Source organism: Prescottella defluvii, assembly GCF_000738775.1.
Classification (GTDB): Bacteria; Actinomycetota; Actinomycetes; order Mycobacteriales; family Mycobacteriaceae; genus Prescottella; species Prescottella defluvii.
This window is the reverse complement of the sequence record NZ_JPOC01000045.1, coordinates 13348-27948: the sequence shown is the minus strand read 5'-3', so window position 1 is coordinate 27948 and position 14601 is coordinate 13348. Positions and strand designations below refer to the sequence as shown.

The following is a 14601-nucleotide window of genomic DNA, read 5'->3' as shown; positions in this document are numbered from 1 at the left end:
GTCACCCCAGCACTCGGGTGATCCAGGCGTCGGGGTTCTCGATCTCGTCGACGGTCGGCATCGCGTCGGCGCCGGACCAGACGGCGTTGAACTGTTCCATGCCGGCCCGCGCGACGACGGCGTCGACGAAGCTCTTGCCGCGCACGTACTGCGCCATCTTGGCGTCCATGCCGAGCAGCGCCCGGATCACCCGCTGGACCGGATTGGTCTGGCGGTGTCGGCGGGCGTCGAACGCCTTGCGGATCCGCACCACCGACGGCACGACCGCGGGCCCGACGGCGTCCATCACGTGGTCGGCGTGGCCTTCGAGGACGGTGCCGAGCATCAGCATCCGGTCCAGCGCGAGGCGCTGCGGTTCGGCCTGGGTGGCGCGGAGGAGTCCGATGACGCCGCGCTGATCGGCGGGCAGGTCCGTGTCCGGGCCACTGCCGCGGCGCCACTCTCGCAGCGCCCCGGACAGCCGGGCGACGAACTCGGTCATCGGCTCGTCCGTCGACTCGCCGAGGGTGGCGACGGACTGGCGCATGTACTCGCCCATCCACGGCGCCGACGAGAACTGCACCCGGTGCGTCACCTCGTGCAGGCACACCCACAGCCGGAAGTCGCTGGGCGGCACCTTGAGGGTGCGCTCGACCTGCAGCACGTTGGGGGCGACCAGCAGCAGGGTGCCGTGTTCGCCGGTGAAGGGGTCGTACTGGCCGAGGATCGCGGACGACAGGTAGGCCAGCATCGCACCGGCCTGCACGCCGCCGGGCTTGCCGGCCAGCAGGGTGCGCTGCGCGGATTCGATGTCGGTCCCGGTCAGCGTTGCCATCGAGTGCGCCGCCGCCCGGATCCAGCCGGCCCGGTCCACGACCTGCGCGGCCGGGATCGGCAGCCCGTCGGCGAGGCCGGTGACGTCCCGGACCGGGCCTTCGGCGCGGATCGACGCGGACTCGAGTTCGGCCACCACCGACTCCGCGGTGTACCGGGACGTCGACGGTCCGGCCGGGGCCAGTCGCGCACCCGTCCGGGCGGCCAGACGCCAGTCCACCGCATTTCCGAATCCGCTCTCCGGCTCCGTCACGTCACCGCCCACTTCCCATCGATTTCACCGGCATCCGCACAGCCGCAGTGTCCCTGCGACCGCGTCGAGCGCGGGACGGCTCACCTCCGGTGGGCTGTTGTTGGACATCAGCGCGAAGGTGAGGACCCGGCCGTCGACGTCGACGACATATCCGGTCAACACGCTGGCGACCGACAGAGTTCCCGTCTTGGCCCGCACCCAGCCCGCGCCGGTCCGGTCGCCCGAGGCGTACCGGTCCGACAGGGTGCCGGTGGCGCCGGCGACGGGCAGGTCGTCGAGCATGGGCCGCAACTGCGGCTTGGTGTCGCCGGCCGCAGCGGTGAGCGTCTCGGTGAGGAGACGGGCGGGAATGCGGTTGTCGACGGACAGCCCGCTGCCGTCGTGCAGGACCAGTCCGTCCATCTTGAATCCGGCGTCGTACATGGTCTGCGAGACGGCCGCGGTGGCGCCCGCGAACGAGCGTTCGGCGTTCTTCGCGCCCGCGACCTCGCGGGCGATGGCCTCGGCGAGCACGTTGTCCGACTTGCGCATCATCTGTCCGAGCCGGTCGCGCAGGGGCGCCGACAGCACGCTCGCGACGGGGGCGGCACCGGCCTCGGCCTTCCCGAGGACGACCCGGGCGGGGTCGATCCCGAGTGCCTGGGCCAGGACCCTGCCGGCGTCGAGAGCGGGGGTGGGGCTGCGCGGCGACTCGTCGGCGAGCGGCGTGATCCGGCCACCGTCGATCATGAGCGATTCGGTGGGCGCGATGTAGCCGGCGGCGACGTCCTCGGGCATCCAGCCCTGGGCCATCGTCGGACCGGTGTAGGCGCCGGTGTCGACGACGATGCTGTCCACCGGGGTGCCGGCGCGCTGGATCTGCTCGACGAGGTCCGCGATGCGCGGGCCCCCCGGGTAGTAGCCGGGCGCTCCGGCCGGTTGCGCGGTGAGCGTCGGGTCGCCGTCACCGACGAGGACGATCTCCCCCGGCTTCGTTCCCTGCACCACTCGCGTCTCGACGCGGTGGTCGGCGGGCAGCGCGAGCATCGCGGCGGCCGCGGTGAGGATCTTGGTGGTCGACGCCGGTGTCATGGGGGTGTCCGGGTCCTGACTCCACAGCACGTTGCCGGTGAGCGCATCTGCGACGGATCCGGAGAACGTCCCGAGCGCGGGGTTGGTCACCACGGGCGCGAGGGCCGCGGCCAGGGCCTGCGGCGACGGCATCGGGGCGTCGCTGGACAGCGGCGCCACCTGTGGTGTCGCGGTGATGAGCGACGGCTCCGGCGACTCGGCTGCCACGTCCTGGGCGGCCGTCGCGGTCCCGCGCTGCATCACCACGATCGTGGTGCCCGCGGCGGCGAGCACGAGGACCGTGGCCAACGACATCAGGATCCGGATGTTTCGGCGCCGACGCCCCTCCAGGCCGCCGATCTTCTTCTTTCCCTCGCCCGCCAACATCCCTCCGGGTTCTCGCTTCACCGACTTCTCGGACTACTCAGACCGTTTCGCGCGAGGGGCCGTCCAAGTGCCCGGCACCTGCACAACACAGTATCGCCGACCGGCTACCCTTTTCCCGAACCGTCTACCGAGGCGGCAGCCGCAGACAGGACAGTGAGGACAAGACGTGGAGTTCGACGTCACCATCGAAATCCCCAAGGGCCAGCGCAACAAGTACGAGGTCGATCACGAGACCGGCCGCGTGAAGCTGGACCGCTACCTCTACACCTCCTTCGGGTACCCGGCCGACTACGGCTACATCGAGAACACCCTCGGTGAGGACGGCGATCCGCTGGACGCGATGGTGCTGCTGCCCGAGTCGGTGTTCCCCGGTGTCATCGTCGAGGCCCGCCCGGTCGGCATGTTCAAGATGGTCGACGAGGCCGGCGGCGACGACAAGGTGCTGTGCGTCCCCGCGGGCGACCCGCGCTGGGATCACATCCAGGATCTGGCGGACGTCTCGCAGTTCGAGCTGGACGCGATCAAGCACTTCTTCGTGCACTACAAGGATCTCGAGCCGAACAAGCACGTCACCGGCGCCGACTGGGTCGGCCGCGCCGAGGCCGAGAAGGTCATCACGGAGGCCGTCGAGCGGCTGAAGGCCAACGGCGGACACTGAGTTCTTCGGCGACGGGGTGGGACCACACACGTGGTCCCACCCCGTCGCCGTTTCCGGGGGTGTCCCCACCCCCCACTACGATTCACCGGGTGACCGGTTACGACGATCTCGAGATGTTCGGTGGCCTCGACGCCTCCACCCTGCCGCCCCGTCAGCAGCGGATCCTGGTGGCGATCCGGGACGCGGTGTCTGCGCACGGCTGCCCGCCGAGCACCCGTGAGATCGCGGAGTCGGTGGGTCTGAGGTCGACGTCGTCGGTGTCGAAGCATCTGAAGGCCCTGGAGGACAAGGGGTTCCTGCGCCGCGGCGGATCGATGACCCGGCAGCTGGACGTGCGCCCGTTCCTGGCCGGCTCGGCGCCGGGGCGGGCGTCGGAGAACAGTGTCGAGGTACCGGTCGTCGGTGACATCGCGGCCGGCGCACCGATTCTCGCCGAGGAGCACACCGACGAGGTGCTGTCGCTGCCGCGGGAACTGGTCGGCTCGGGCACGGTCTTCGCGCTGCGGGTGCGCGGCGAGTCGATGGTCGACGCCGCGATCTGCGACGGCGACACCGTCGTGGTGCGCCGCCAGGACGAGGCCCAGTCGGGCGAGATCGTGGCGGCGATGATCGACGGCGAGGCCACCGTGAAGGTGCTGCGCCGACGGGGCGGCCACGTCTATCTCGAGCCCCGCAACGCCGCCTACGAGGTCATCGACGGCGACGAGGCCGTCATCCTCGGCAAAGTGGTGTCGGTGATGCGGCGGATCTGATTCCGCCGCACCACCGGTCGGTCATCACTGCGAGGGCTAGCTCAGCACCTTGCGCTTGATCTGCTCGAACTCGGCCTCGGTGAGGTCACCGCTGTCGCGCAGGGCCTTCGCGTCGGCGATCTCGGCAGCCGGTGAGCGGCCGGCAACCTCGCGGATGTAGTCGTCGGCGGCAGTGCGCGCCTTGTCGTGCGCGGCGGCGCTGCGTTCGGCCATGCCCCGTCCCCGCAGGATCAGGTAGGCGAAGGCCGTGAGGTACGGCAGGACGACCAGGAAGATCACCCAGACAACCTTGATGATTGCCGAGGTGGAGCGGTCGCGGAACAGATCGGTCAGCACCTGGAACAGGATGACCAGGTAGGCGACGAACGCGAACACCACGAGGGTGTACCAGAACAAATCCCACAGAGAATCGAGCACTGAACAAAGCCCTTCCGCGACGGTACGGCCGGAAACGGCCGAAAGACGCATCAGGAGTACACCCGCGGATCCCACGACTCCAACCACGGCGACGCAAGATGGAACATCGTGTCGCGTAATGGCGTTCGGCGGAGCACTTCCGCGGGACCGGTCTAGCTTCGAATCTTCGACGGGTTCAGCCCGTGGTGAGCGCGCACGGCGCGACGCAACTCGCCGGTGGAGGAGAATCCGGCCATCGCGGCGACCTCGGAGAGAGGCAGTCGGTGGCGGTGGTTGGCGCGAAGCAGCGCGACCGCGTGTTCGAGGCGTTTGACCCGGATCTCCCGCGCGGCGGTACCTCCGGCCTTCTCGAACACCCGTTGGAGTTGACGCACGCCGATACCGAGGTCGTTCGCCAGCACGAACGGCGAGAAACCCGGGTCGCGATACCGGGTGGCGATGATCGTCACCGCCCGTGCGTGCAGTCCGGAGTCCAGTTCGTTCGACACGCCCCGGTAGCCGAGGCCCTCGTGATGAAGGCCGACGACCAGTTCGAGGACCGCGTTCTCGACGGCCGCCGGAACCGGCTGACCGGTCAGGGTCCGACCGTCCAGGACCGCCTTGACCAGTGCCGACAGCGCACGCGTCGTCGTCGTCGCTTGCCGGGGTCCGAAGTGGGCGACGTCGGGTGCGAGGACGACGCCGCGGTCGAGGAGAGTCGTGCAGTCGATCCGCAGCAGAATCTCGTCGCTGAACGAGTCGACGGTCGCCTCGTGCCTGTTCCATCCCATCTGCGCGGCGATCTGTCCCGGCTGGAACGACATGCGGTGCTGCCCCGACTCGATGCGGGCTCCGCCGGCGAGGAAGAGGAAGAGGTTCACGACATCGGCTTCCTCGACGGCACTCGCCTCGACCCGGTGCGCCGTCACCTGGATCCGGCTGACGGCCGTCGCTCCGATGTCGCACTGGTCGATCCGGAAGCAGAACCGATCGGGATCGGGTAGCGAGAGCCGGGACCGGTTGCCGGTCTCGGAGTTCATGGCTTCGAAACCGGTTCGACCGCGCAGCTCGATCATCGTTCCCCCTTGCGACCTCCCGAACGGGAACGCCTATCAGACCGGTCGGTCCAATAATAGGTACCATCGCGGGGCGTCCACGGCCTCGTTCCTGCCGAACCGCGGACACTTCCTCAGCCGATGCCGGTCCCCGCCTCGTCGATGCCGGACTTGCTGCGCAGCGGCACCTCGCGCCAGATGAGGATCAGCACCAGCGACGCGACGGCGAGGGCGACGATCGGCGGGTAGACCGCTTCGAACGCGGTCGCGAACCCGTTCTTGAACGGTGCCGCGAGTGTCGGGTCCAGTTGCTCGATGAACGACGTGTCGCTCATCGCGGCCTGCGCGGCGCTAGGGTCTCCACTCATGAGGCCACGCGAGAGCGCCGCCTCGACGGGGTCGCTGCTGTTCACCCCGGCCGCCACGGCCTGCTGGAATTCGGGCGAGCGGGCGGCGTCCTGTAGTTGGCTGCCGATCGCCGGTGTCAGCTGGGCGAAGAGGATCGACAGGAACACCGCGACGCCCAGCGTGCCGCCGATCTGCCGGAAGAACGTCGCGGCGGCGGTCGAGACGCCCATGTCCTTGGGCGGCAACGCGTTCTGGATCGCCAGGGTCAGCGGCTGCAGTAGGTTTCCGAGCCCCAGGCCGAGCACGAAGATGAACGTCATGAACACTCGCAGGCCGGTATCGGCCGTCACGGTGTGCAGCAGCTGAGCCGCGACGGCGATCAGCACGGCGCCGATGATCGTGAAGATCCGATAGCGGCCGGTCCGGGCGATCAGCTGACCGGACAGGATCGATCCGATCGCGATCCCCAGTACGGCGGGCAGCATCTGGAATCCGGCCATCGTCGGGCTCGATCCCTTGACCACCTGCAGGAACTGCGGGATGAGGGTGATGGCCCCGAACATCACGGCACCGACGAGGAAGCTGATGAGCACGCCGAGCGCGAACGTCTGGTCGCGGAAGAAGTGCAGGGGGAACAGCGCCGCGTCTCGCATGACGTATTCGACGACGACGAATCCCAGCACGCCCACGGCACCGATCACGTAGCAGGCCGACGACTTCGGGCTGGTCCATCCCCATTCGCGGCCCTGCTCGGCGACCACCAGCAGCGGCACCAATCCGATCGCGAGGACCAGCGCTCCCCACCAGTCGATTCGCATCACCCGGTGCACGGGCGGCAGGTGCAGCACCCGCCACACCACCGCGAGCGCGACCATCCCGATCGGCACGTTGACCAGGAACACCCACCGCCAGCCAGCGATGCCGAGGATTTCGTCCCGGCCCGCGAGCACGCCACCGATCACCGGCCCCAGCACGCTCGACGTGCCGAACACCGCCAGGAAGTAGCCCTGGTACTTCGCCCGTTCGCGGGGCGGAACGATGTCGCCGACGATGGCCAGCGCCAGCGAGAACAGGCCACCGGCCCCGAGTCCCTGGACGGCCCGGAACACCGCGAGCATGTACATCGACTGCGCGAACGTGCAGAGGATCGAACCGACCACGAACAGCACGATCGCGGCCATGAAGTACGGCTTGCGGCCGTGGATGTCGGACAGCTTCCCGTACAGCGGGGTGACCAGGGTCGCGGTGATGAGATAGGCGGTGGTCACCCACGCCTGCAGCGCATACCCGTCGAGGTCGTCGGCGATGGTGCGCATCGCGGTGGCGACCACGGTCTGGTCCAGCGCCGCGAGGAACATGCCGAGCAGCAGGCCGCTGAGGATCGCCAGGATCTGACGGTGTGTGAAGGTGGCCTGCGGACCGGGTGCGACGGCGGGATCGTTGTCCCGAGGTTCTTCGGCCATGTCCGACCCTCGCCGTCGCTCTCACAACTGCAGTGGCTAAACGCCCCTCGAGCCTAGCGACCCCGGAACTCGGGCGGGCGCTTCTGGAACACCGCCGTGATGGCCTCGGTGAGGTCCTCCGACGGCAGGAAGGCCGCATTCCACGCGGCGACATAACGCAGGCTGTCGTTCACCGCCCCGGACCGACCGTGGTCGAGCACGTCCTTGATGCCGTGCACCACGAGCGGCGGGTTGGCCGCGATGTCGGCGGCGGTCGCGTGGGCGGCGGCCAGGCACGCGTCGGCGTCGTCGAACACGTCGTTGACCAGTCCGATCTTCTCCGCGCGGGCGGCGTCGATGTCCTTGCCGGTGAGCGCGAGTTCGCGCAGGTGCCCGTCGCCGATGATCGCCGGCAGGCGGGCGAAGCTGCCCATGTCGGCGACGATGGCGACCCGGACCTCGCGGATGCTGAACTTCGCGTCGGCGCTCGCGTACCGGATGTCGGCGGCCGAGATGAGGTCGACGCCGCCGCCGATGCACCAACCCTGGATCGCGGCGACGACGGGCTTACGGCAGTCGGCGACGGCGTTGATACCGGACTGCATGCGCTTGATGAGGTTGTGGAAGTCGGTGCGAGGACCCGCCTGGGCCTTGTCGGCGAGGACGGCGCCGAAGCCGCCGCTCATCGCGGGCAGGTCGAGTCCGAAGGAGAAGTGCTTGCCGGATCCGGCGAGCACGACGGCACGGACCTCGGGGTCGGCGTCGAGTTCGGCGAAGACGCCGGGAAGCTCGTCCCAGAAGTCCGGCCCCATAGCGTTGCCCTTGCCGGGGCCGATGAGCGTCACCTGCGCGACGTGGTCCTTGCGCTCGACAGTGAACGCCTTCCAGCTCTGCTGTTCCGTCATTACTCGAGAGTAACCTTTGGCTCCGCCGCGCACACCTGGTCAGGGTGCAACGGGATAGTGACTGGTGATCGCGACCCGATTCCACGCGTTCATCACGACCGCTAGCCAGCTGACCGCCGACGCCTGCTCGTCGGTCAGCGATCCGTCGTCCCAGTCACGCGCGTCCGGAACCGGCAGCCGGGTGACCTGCTCCGCCAGCGCCAGCGCGGCCCGCTCCTGCGGCGTGAAGTACTGCGACTCCCACCACGCCGCCAGAACGGCCAGGCGGTCGCTCGTCTCCCCCGCCGCGAGAGCGTCACGGGTGTGCATGCGCAGGCAGAATGCGCATCCGTTGAGCTGGGAGACGCGGATCTTCACGAGCTCTCCGAGGAGTGGATCCAGGCCTGCCGCCTCGATCGCGGCATCGGCCTGCCTGTTGAGGACGATGAGCTGCTTGTATGCGTCCGGATGCTGCTTGCTGAGGTTCACAGAACTCATCGGCATTCCTCTCGGCGTTCGACTGCGGTGGCCGGCCACGGTGTCATTCCCTATGGCGTCATTCCCGATGGCACACGATGTTGAGGACGTTGCCGTCGGGCGCTCGGACGAAGAATCGACGCACACCCCACGGTTCGGTGGTCGGCGGGTACACGATCTCGTAGCCGCGTTCCACGGCGTCGGCGTGCGCGGCGTCGACGTCGTCGACGTGCACGGACACGATCGAGTCCTCCGGGGCAGACCGGTCACGCGTGACGAGTTGGACATGCGCCCCGGTGTCGGGGTCCGTGTAGCGGGCCACCCACCCCAGGTCGAACTCCTCGGTGCTCAGCCCGAGGTAGTCCGTGTAGAAGCGCTTGGCCGTCTCGAGTTCCGGGACGCGAAGATTGGCCGTGATGCGCGAGACCCGCATGTCGTCCTCCTGCCTCCGGATTCGACGGACACCGAAATCCTCCCAGGCCGAGGCGAATCAGGTGCCCGAACCGGTGCGACCGGTCCGGCGGCCTCGACGATCACGCCGACACGGCCCGCGCGACGGCACCTGCGAACAGTGCGGTCACGGCGGCGCCCATCGCGTGCTGATCCACTTCCTCGGGGTCGACGGAGTGCTCGAGGACCAGGCCGGAGATGAGTGCCATCAGCGAGATCGCGGTGGTCCGGACGTCGATGTCGACTCCCCAGCCGTGGGCGCGGTCGCCGATGAGTTCGACGAGTTTTCCACGCAGATAACGTCGTTCGCGCAGATACGCCTGTTTGATGTTCGGGTCGCGGCCGGCCTGCACCCCGAACTCGAGGACCAGGAGCGACCACCCGGGATCCGCGATGAGCGCCGACGCGACCTCGGCGCCGCCCTTGCCCACCGCGTCGACCGGGTCGAGTCCGGAGATCTCGGCGAGCACCCGGCCGGCGAGTTCGAGGGAGCGCTGCGCGAACAGTTCCGCGAACAGGTCCTGCTTGGACTCGAAGTTCGAGTACACCGCACCCTTCGTGAACCCGGCCCGACGCGCGATCTCGGCGAGCCGGGCGGCGGCGAAGCCGCGTTCGGCGAACTCGTCGGCCGCCGCGTCCAGGATGCGCCCACGCACCACGTCCCGGGCGGGGCGCGTCGCTGCGGCCACCTCGTCTTGACGACTACCAGTCACGATACCTACGGTATTCAATACCCGCGGTATCGACAAGGCCGTCGGGTCCCCAGACTCCGAGGACATCCCGTGACCACAACGACCGAGCCACCGATCACGCCCGCGGCAACCGCCACGACCCCACCCGTGCCCCCCAGCCTGCTCGAGCGGTTCGGCAGCGGCAAGGTCCTGACGGCGCTGGTCATCGGCGTGCTGGCGCTGCAACTCGGCTTCATCCTCAGCTACGTCGCCGCGTTCCACGAGCCGACGCCCCGGGACATCACGGTCGCCGTCGTCCAGGCCCGCGGCGTCCCGGACGGCGTCGGGCAGCAGTCGGTGGACAGACTGAATGCACTCGACGGGCGCCCTCTGGACGCTCGCACCGCGTCCGACACCTCGGAGGTCCGGCGCCTGCTGCGGGACCGCGAGATCCAGGGCGCGTACATCATCGACCCGAGCGGCACGGACACCCTGATCACCGCGAGCGCCGGTGGCAGCTCGATCGCGTCGGCACTCGAGGCGGTCTTCCAGCAGGTCGCGGCGGACCAGGACCGGCAGGTCGTGGTCCGCGACGAGATCCCCGTCGGCGCTCACGACAACCGCGGGCTCTCGGGCTTCTACCTGTCGATCGGTTGGGTCGTCGGCGGCTACCTGCTGTCCGCGGCGATCGGACTGTTCATCGGCGCGCCGGCGACGATGCGCCAGGCGTGGACGCATGTCGCGGTCCTGTTCGGCTACTCGGTGGCCTCGGGCGCCCTGGGCGCCCTGATCACGACGCATGTGCTGGGAACGTTTGCCGGACACTGGTTCCCGCTGTGGCTGCTGGGCACCGGCGTGGTGTTCGCGACGGCACTGTTCACGCTCGGCCTGCGGGCCGCGGTGGGCATTCTCGCGGTCCCCCTCGCGATCGTGGTGTTCGTGGTCCTGGGCAATCCGAGTGCGGGCGGCGCGTTCGGCGCGAACGTGATTCCCAGCTTCTATGCGGCGATCGGCCGGTGGATCACCCCCGGCGCGGGCACCGAGGGCGTGCGCAGCATCGTCTACTTCGACAACGTCGGTGTCGGTCAGCCGGCCGTCGCCCTCGCGCTGTACGCCGCGGTGGGCGCGGCGATGCTGCTCGGCTGCACCGCGTGGCGGACGGGCCGGCGGCGTACTTCGCTCGCGCATACGCCTACCCCCGGCGCGAGTTAGTCCTACCCTGAAAGCATGCCCAGGCTGCTGCATCCCAATGCGGCGCACGTCGCCGACACGCTGATCTCGCGCGGACACCACGGGGTCATCGTCACCCAGCCCGCGCCGACGCACAGCGCCGCCGAGGCTGCGGACGCCCTGGGCGCGCAACCCGGTGCCGTCGTCAGGTCGCTCGTGTTCCTGCTCGACGACGAGCCGGTGCTGCTGCTGGTGTCGGGTGCGCACGAGGTGGACGTGGCCGCCACCGGCACCCGGCTGCAGGGCACGCTGTCCCCGGCTCCGTTCGACATGGTCCGGGAGGTGACCGGGCAACCCGTCGGCGGGGTCGCGCCGCTCGGGCATCCCACCAATCTGCCCACCTATCTCGACACCGCGCTGGCCGGTTACCCGGATCTGTGGGCGGCGGCCGGGCATCCCGACACGGTCTTCCGGACCACGTTCCCGGAACTGCTGCGGGTGACGGCGGGCCTGGCGATCGACATGGGCCGGACGGCCGAGGAGTCTGCGGTGGGACACGAGAACCCTCTGCCCGCTGAGTGAACGTAAGCATGCCGCGGCTGTGAGCCCGGCCTTATAGTGACGGCAGTCATCCAGGCCCGAATCGGAGAATGCCTTGCCACAGCACGTCGAGAATGCACCCGACCTCACCATCGTCCCCAACGAGGGCATCGGCAACGACGAGTACAAGGCCGCCATGCGTCGTCACCCGGCCGGCGTCACGATCGTCACTCTCGACTCGGCGGCCGGTCCGGTCGGTTTCACGGCGACGTCGTTCGCGTCGCTGTCGATGAATCCGCCGCTGATCTCGTTCAACATCGCGCAGAACTCGTCGAGCATCAACGCGCTGCACGCCGCCGATTCGATCGTCGTGCACCTGCTGGGCGAGCATCAGCAGCACCTGTCGCAGCGCTTCTCCCGCAGCGCCGACGAGCGGTTCAGTGACGAGTCGCTGTGGTCGCGTCTCGAGACGGGCGAACCGGTGCTGCACGGCACGCCGATCTGGATGCGCACCACGATTCACCAGCTCATCCCGGCGGGCGATCACACGCTGGTCATCGGCCTGATCACCCGGATCCACAACGAGAACGACGACGAAGCCGCGGCGGCCCCGCTGCTGTACCACGAGGGGCGCTACCACCGGGCCGCTCCGCTCGACTGACGCCTTGCGTGGGCGCTCGACGAGGGCGCCCACACCTGCCGTCTACGGCTCGACCCGCGGATTCCCCTGAGGATTTCGGGGCCCGAGCACACGATCGAGAAGGCGCTCGACGAGCTGCAGGGCCAGTTCCGCCGTGCCGTAGCCCGGCAGCATCCCCTGCGCGAGCCCACCGACAGCCGCGAGAATCAGTTCGGCGTCGAGGTCGGGGTCCGTTGGCGGCGTGACCGCGTCCCGGTCGGTCACTCGCTGCAGCTGCCCTGAGATGAGCGCCGTCAGTTCGCGTGGGGCAGTCAGGGTTTCCTCGGCGGCGATTCCCTGTCCGGTCAGCGCGGCGGCATGGAAGGCGCCGAGCACGATCGCCTCGTCGCGACGTTCCTGATCGAGCGGGAGCATGGCGACCAGGAACGCGGTGATGATCTCGCGGGGCGACGCTTCCGGACCCAGGACGGCCAACTCCCGCATCAGGCGAGCACCGGCGTCCTGACGCACGGTGTGATGTGTCGCGAGCAGGAACTCCCGCTTCGTGCCGAAGTAGTACTGCACGAGCCGGACCGAGATCCCCGCCTCGGCGGCAACGGACTGAAACGTCACCGCCGCGAGCCCACCGTCGACGATCACTCGTCGCACCGCATCGGTGATCTCCCGTCGCCTCACGTCATGATCGACCAGTTTCGGCATGGACTGCCTCCCTTCTCGCGCGGTGCCGTTCGCCCCGTTATGGTACGCACATATCGCATTGGTGATACGTTCATACCAACAACCAAAGCGCAGAGAGGGAGGCTCATGCCGAAGATCGGACGATTCGCGAACGACGCATCGAAGCAGAGATACGACCGCATCTACCGGGCACTCGAGGACACGTGGCCGGTTCCGTCGACACAACTGGACATCCCGACATCGTTCGGAACCACCCATGTCCGCAAGTCGGGGACCGGCACGGAGACACCGATCGTCCTGGTGCACTCCCTCGGGGCGAACAGTCTGCAATGGCACATCGTCATCGAGGATCTGTGCCGGGACCGCGTCGTATATGCGCTGGACACGATCGGGACCGCCGGACGCAGCGTGCAGACCGCACCGTTGACCGGGGAGTCCGACTTCGCCACCTGGGTCGGCGAGGTACTGAACGAGCTCGGCGTCGACCGCGTCCATCTGATCGGCTATTCGCAGGGCGCCTGGCATGCCGTTCTGGTGGCCCTCCATTCCCCGGAACGGCTGGCGAGCGTGACGCTCATCGAGCCGGGCGGAGTCTTCGACAAGCCCTCGTGGCGGGTCCTGCTGAAGATGATCCGCGCCGGGATGCGCCGCACCGACGAGAACATCCGCAGACTCAACGATTGGATGTCCCCCGGGTACGTCCTCGGCGACCTCGAGTTCGCCCTCGCCAAGGAGGCGTTGAACTACCGGCCCGGGATCGGGTGGGCGCGAAAGCTCGAGGATGCGGAAGTGCAGTCGATCTCGGTTCCGACGCTCCTGATTTCCGGCGCCGAGACGGTGGTCTCCAACCCCGAACGGGTGGCGGCGCGACTGTCCGACCTTCTTCCCGACGCGGAGGTGGAGATCTACGCCGGCACCGGCCACGGCATCCTGGGCCACATCCCCGATCGCGTGATCCCCCGACTGATGACGTTCGTCCGCAATCACGACGACGCGAAGCGAAAGTGACCCGACGTTAGTGTGCGCCTGAGCGGCAGCGGCAAACCCGCCCTGCCCGTTCGGGAACCGAGGCCGGCGTTCGGCGGCGGTAGCATGGGGTGCGACCACATCCGATCCACAGGATCGAGACGTCATGGACCTGCACCTGGCCGGCAAGACCGCCGTCGTCACCGGCGCGAGCAAGGGCATCGGGCTTGCGGTGACCACTGCACTGGTGTCCGAGGGTGCGCGCGTAGTTGCCGGATCACGCACTCGCACTGCGGAAATCCAGTCGATGGAGTCCGACGGGAATGTGACGTTCGTGCCGTGTGACCTGTCCACGGCCGAGGGCCCGGTGGCGCTGATCGAGGCGGCCACCGAGCGCGGCGGCGTGGACATCCTGGTCAACAACGCCGGTGCCGTGACACCGCGAGTCGGAGGATTCGCGAGTGTCTCCGACGAGGACTGGATCGCCTCGCTGACCCTCACATTCCTGTCCGCCGTGCGGACCACCCGCGCCGCGCTCCCCCAGCTCGCCCGGCGCGGCGGCGGGAGTGTCGTGACCGTCGGCTCGGTCAACGCCTTCCTGCCCGACCCCGGAGTGGTGGACTACTCCGCCGCGAAGGCCGCACTCACCAACTTCTGCAAGTCGCTCTCCAAAGAGGTTGCCGGTCAGAATATTCGGGTCAACACGGTGAGCCCCGGTCCGGTCGCCACTGCCCTGTGGCTCGCCGACGACGGGGTCGCCTCCACCGTTGCGCGGGTCAGCGGTAGCACTGCGGAGTCCGTCGTCGCGGCCGCCGCCGCGGGTTCCGAGACCGGGCGGTTCACCCGCCCCGACGAGGTAGCCGACCTGGTGCTGTTCCTCGCGAGCGCACGATCGGGCAACATCACCGGCGCCGACATCGTCATCGACGGCGGGCTGATCAAGACGCTGTGAGCACCGGGAGAGCCACGGA

The 14601-nt window shown here is 68.8% G+C and carries 17 protein-coding genes; 7 read left to right on the top strand and 10 right to left on the bottom strand.

Features of this window, described 5'->3' with window-relative positions:
- Position 1: 1 nt before the first annotated feature.
- Together IJ15_RS0116560 and dacB are read right to left on the bottom strand one after the other, a co-directional pair.
- Positions 2–1066: a zinc-dependent metalloprotease gene (locus IJ15_RS0116560; RefSeq protein WP_031939459.1), complete on the bottom strand. Its 1065-nt coding sequence runs from the start codon at positions 1064–1066 to the stop codon at positions 2–4.
- Positions 1067–1090: 24 nt separating this feature from the next.
- Entirely contained in the window at positions 1091–2503 is a 1413-nt protein-coding gene (dacB, locus tag IJ15_RS0116555; protein WP_031939458.1) for a D-alanyl-D-alanine carboxypeptidase/D-alanyl-D-alanine endopeptidase, read from the bottom strand.
- 166 nt (positions 2504–2669) lie between these two features.
- On the opposite strand from dacB, the gene IJ15_RS0116550 reads away from it, so the two are divergent.
- Positions 2670–3161: an inorganic diphosphatase gene (locus tag IJ15_RS0116550; RefSeq protein ID WP_031939457.1), complete on the top strand. Its 492-nt coding sequence runs from the start codon at positions 2670–2672 to the stop codon at positions 3159–3161.
- An 89-nt stretch (positions 3162–3250) separates the two neighbouring features.
- Complete coding sequence (gene lexA / locus IJ15_RS0116545; protein ID WP_031939456.1) at positions 3251–3913, top strand: transcriptional repressor LexA; 663 nt, start codon at positions 3251–3253, stop codon at positions 3911–3913.
- 36 nt (positions 3914–3949) lie between these two features.
- Here lexA and IJ15_RS0116540 read toward each other — a convergent pair whose 3' ends face one another.
- The 7 genes from IJ15_RS0116540 to IJ15_RS0116510 all read right to left on the bottom strand — a co-directional run bounded on the left by IJ15_RS0116540 (position 3950) and on the right by IJ15_RS0116510 (position 9621).
- Positions 3950–4330: an SHOCT domain-containing protein gene (locus IJ15_RS0116540; RefSeq protein WP_031939455.1), complete on the bottom strand. Its 381-nt coding sequence runs from the start codon at positions 4328–4330 to the stop codon at positions 3950–3952.
- A 152-nt stretch (positions 4331–4482) separates the two neighbouring features.
- Entirely contained in the window at positions 4483–5385 is a 903-nt protein-coding gene (locus IJ15_RS0116535) for an AraC family transcriptional regulator (protein ID WP_031939454.1), read from the bottom strand.
- Positions 5386–5498: 113 nt separating this feature from the next.
- Positions 5499–7175, bottom strand: a complete 1677-nt coding sequence (locus IJ15_RS0116530) for an MDR family MFS transporter (protein ID WP_031939453.1) — start codon at positions 7173–7175, stop codon at positions 5499–5501.
- Positions 7176–7228: 53 nt separating this feature from the next.
- Entirely contained in the window at positions 7229–8059 is an 831-nt protein-coding gene (locus IJ15_RS0116525; protein ID WP_031939452.1) for a crotonase/enoyl-CoA hydratase family protein, read from the bottom strand.
- Between the two features lie 39 nt (positions 8060–8098).
- Positions 8099–8536, bottom strand: a complete 438-nt coding sequence (locus IJ15_RS0116520; protein WP_031939451.1) for a carboxymuconolactone decarboxylase family protein — start codon at positions 8534–8536, stop codon at positions 8099–8101.
- Between the two features lie 58 nt (positions 8537–8594).
- Positions 8595–8948 (bottom strand): VOC family protein, encoded by a 354-nt coding sequence (locus IJ15_RS0116515; protein ID WP_031939450.1) that lies wholly within the window; start codon positions 8946–8948, stop codon positions 8595–8597.
- Between the two features lie 100 nt (positions 8949–9048).
- Positions 9049–9621 (bottom strand): TetR/AcrR family transcriptional regulator, encoded by a 573-nt coding sequence (locus IJ15_RS0116510; RefSeq protein WP_031939449.1) that lies wholly within the window; start codon positions 9619–9621, stop codon positions 9049–9051.
- Between the two features lie 183 nt (positions 9622–9804).
- Here IJ15_RS0116510 and IJ15_RS0116505 point away from each other — a divergent pair, with 183 nt between their 5' ends.
- The 3 genes from IJ15_RS0116505 to IJ15_RS0116495 all read left to right on the top strand — a co-directional run bounded on the left by IJ15_RS0116505 (position 9805) and on the right by IJ15_RS0116495 (position 12007).
- Complete coding sequence (locus tag IJ15_RS0116505) at positions 9805–10848, top strand: hypothetical protein (protein ID WP_051919022.1); 1044 nt, start codon at positions 9805–9807, stop codon at positions 10846–10848.
- A 15-nt stretch (positions 10849–10863) separates the two neighbouring features.
- Positions 10864–11388: a YbaK/EbsC family protein gene (locus IJ15_RS0116500; protein WP_051919018.1), complete on the top strand. Its 525-nt coding sequence runs from the start codon at positions 10864–10866 to the stop codon at positions 11386–11388.
- A 73-nt stretch (positions 11389–11461) separates the two neighbouring features.
- Positions 11462–12007: a flavin reductase family protein gene (locus IJ15_RS0116495; protein WP_031939446.1), complete on the top strand. Its 546-nt coding sequence runs from the start codon at positions 11462–11464 to the stop codon at positions 12005–12007.
- 42 nt (positions 12008–12049) lie between these two features.
- On the opposite strand, the gene IJ15_RS0116490 is transcribed toward IJ15_RS0116495, so the two are convergent.
- Entirely contained in the window at positions 12050–12685 is a 636-nt protein-coding gene (locus IJ15_RS0116490; RefSeq protein WP_031939445.1) for a TetR/AcrR family transcriptional regulator, read from the bottom strand.
- A 105-nt stretch (positions 12686–12790) separates the two neighbouring features.
- On the opposite strand from IJ15_RS0116490, the gene IJ15_RS0116485 reads away from it, so the two are divergent.
- Both IJ15_RS0116485 and IJ15_RS0116480 read left to right on the top strand, forming a co-directional pair.
- Positions 12791–13672, top strand: a complete 882-nt coding sequence (locus IJ15_RS0116485) for an alpha/beta fold hydrolase (RefSeq protein WP_031939444.1) — start codon at positions 12791–12793, stop codon at positions 13670–13672.
- A gap of 124 nt (positions 13673–13796) precedes the next feature.
- Positions 13797–14582, top strand: coding sequence for an oxidoreductase (locus IJ15_RS0116480; protein ID WP_031939443.1), 786 nt, complete (start codon positions 13797–13799; stop codon positions 14580–14582).
- Positions 14583–14601 lie beyond the last annotated feature (19 nt).

Bases quoted from the DNA above. Each gene is read 5' to 3' on its own strand.
- dacB (WP_031939458.1), bottom strand. From the start codon at position 2,503: ATGTTGGCGGGCGAGGGAAAGAAGAAGATCGGCGGCCTGGAGGGGCGT.
- IJ15_RS0116535 (WP_031939454.1), bottom strand. From the start codon at position 5,385: ATGATCGAGCTGCGCGGTCGAACCGGTTTCGAAGCCATGAACTCCGAG.
- IJ15_RS0116530 (WP_031939453.1), bottom strand. From the start codon at position 7,175: ATGGCCGAAGAACCTCGGGACAACGATCCCGCCGTCGCACCCGGTCCG.
- IJ15_RS0116525 (WP_031939452.1), bottom strand. From the start codon at position 8,059: ATGACGGAACAGCAGAGCTGGAAGGCGTTCACTGTCGAGCGCAAGGAC.
- IJ15_RS0116520 (WP_031939451.1), bottom strand. From the start codon at position 8,536: ATGAGTTCTGTGAACCTCAGCAAGCAGCATCCGGACGCATACAAGCAG.
- IJ15_RS0116515 (WP_031939450.1), bottom strand. From the start codon at position 8,948: ATGCGGGTCTCGCGCATCACGGCCAATCTTCGCGTCCCGGAACTCGAG.
- IJ15_RS0116500 (WP_051919018.1), top strand. From the start codon at position 10,864: ATGCCCAGGCTGCTGCATCCCAATGCGGCGCACGTCGCCGACACGCTG.
- IJ15_RS0116490 (WP_031939445.1), bottom strand. From the start codon at position 12,685: ATGCCGAAACTGGTCGATCATGACGTGAGGCGACGGGAGATCACCGAT.
- IJ15_RS0116485 (WP_031939444.1), top strand. From the start codon at position 12,791: ATGCCGAAGATCGGACGATTCGCGAACGACGCATCGAAGCAGAGATAC.
- IJ15_RS0116480 (WP_031939443.1), top strand. From the start codon at position 13,797: ATGGACCTGCACCTGGCCGGCAAGACCGCCGTCGTCACCGGCGCGAGC.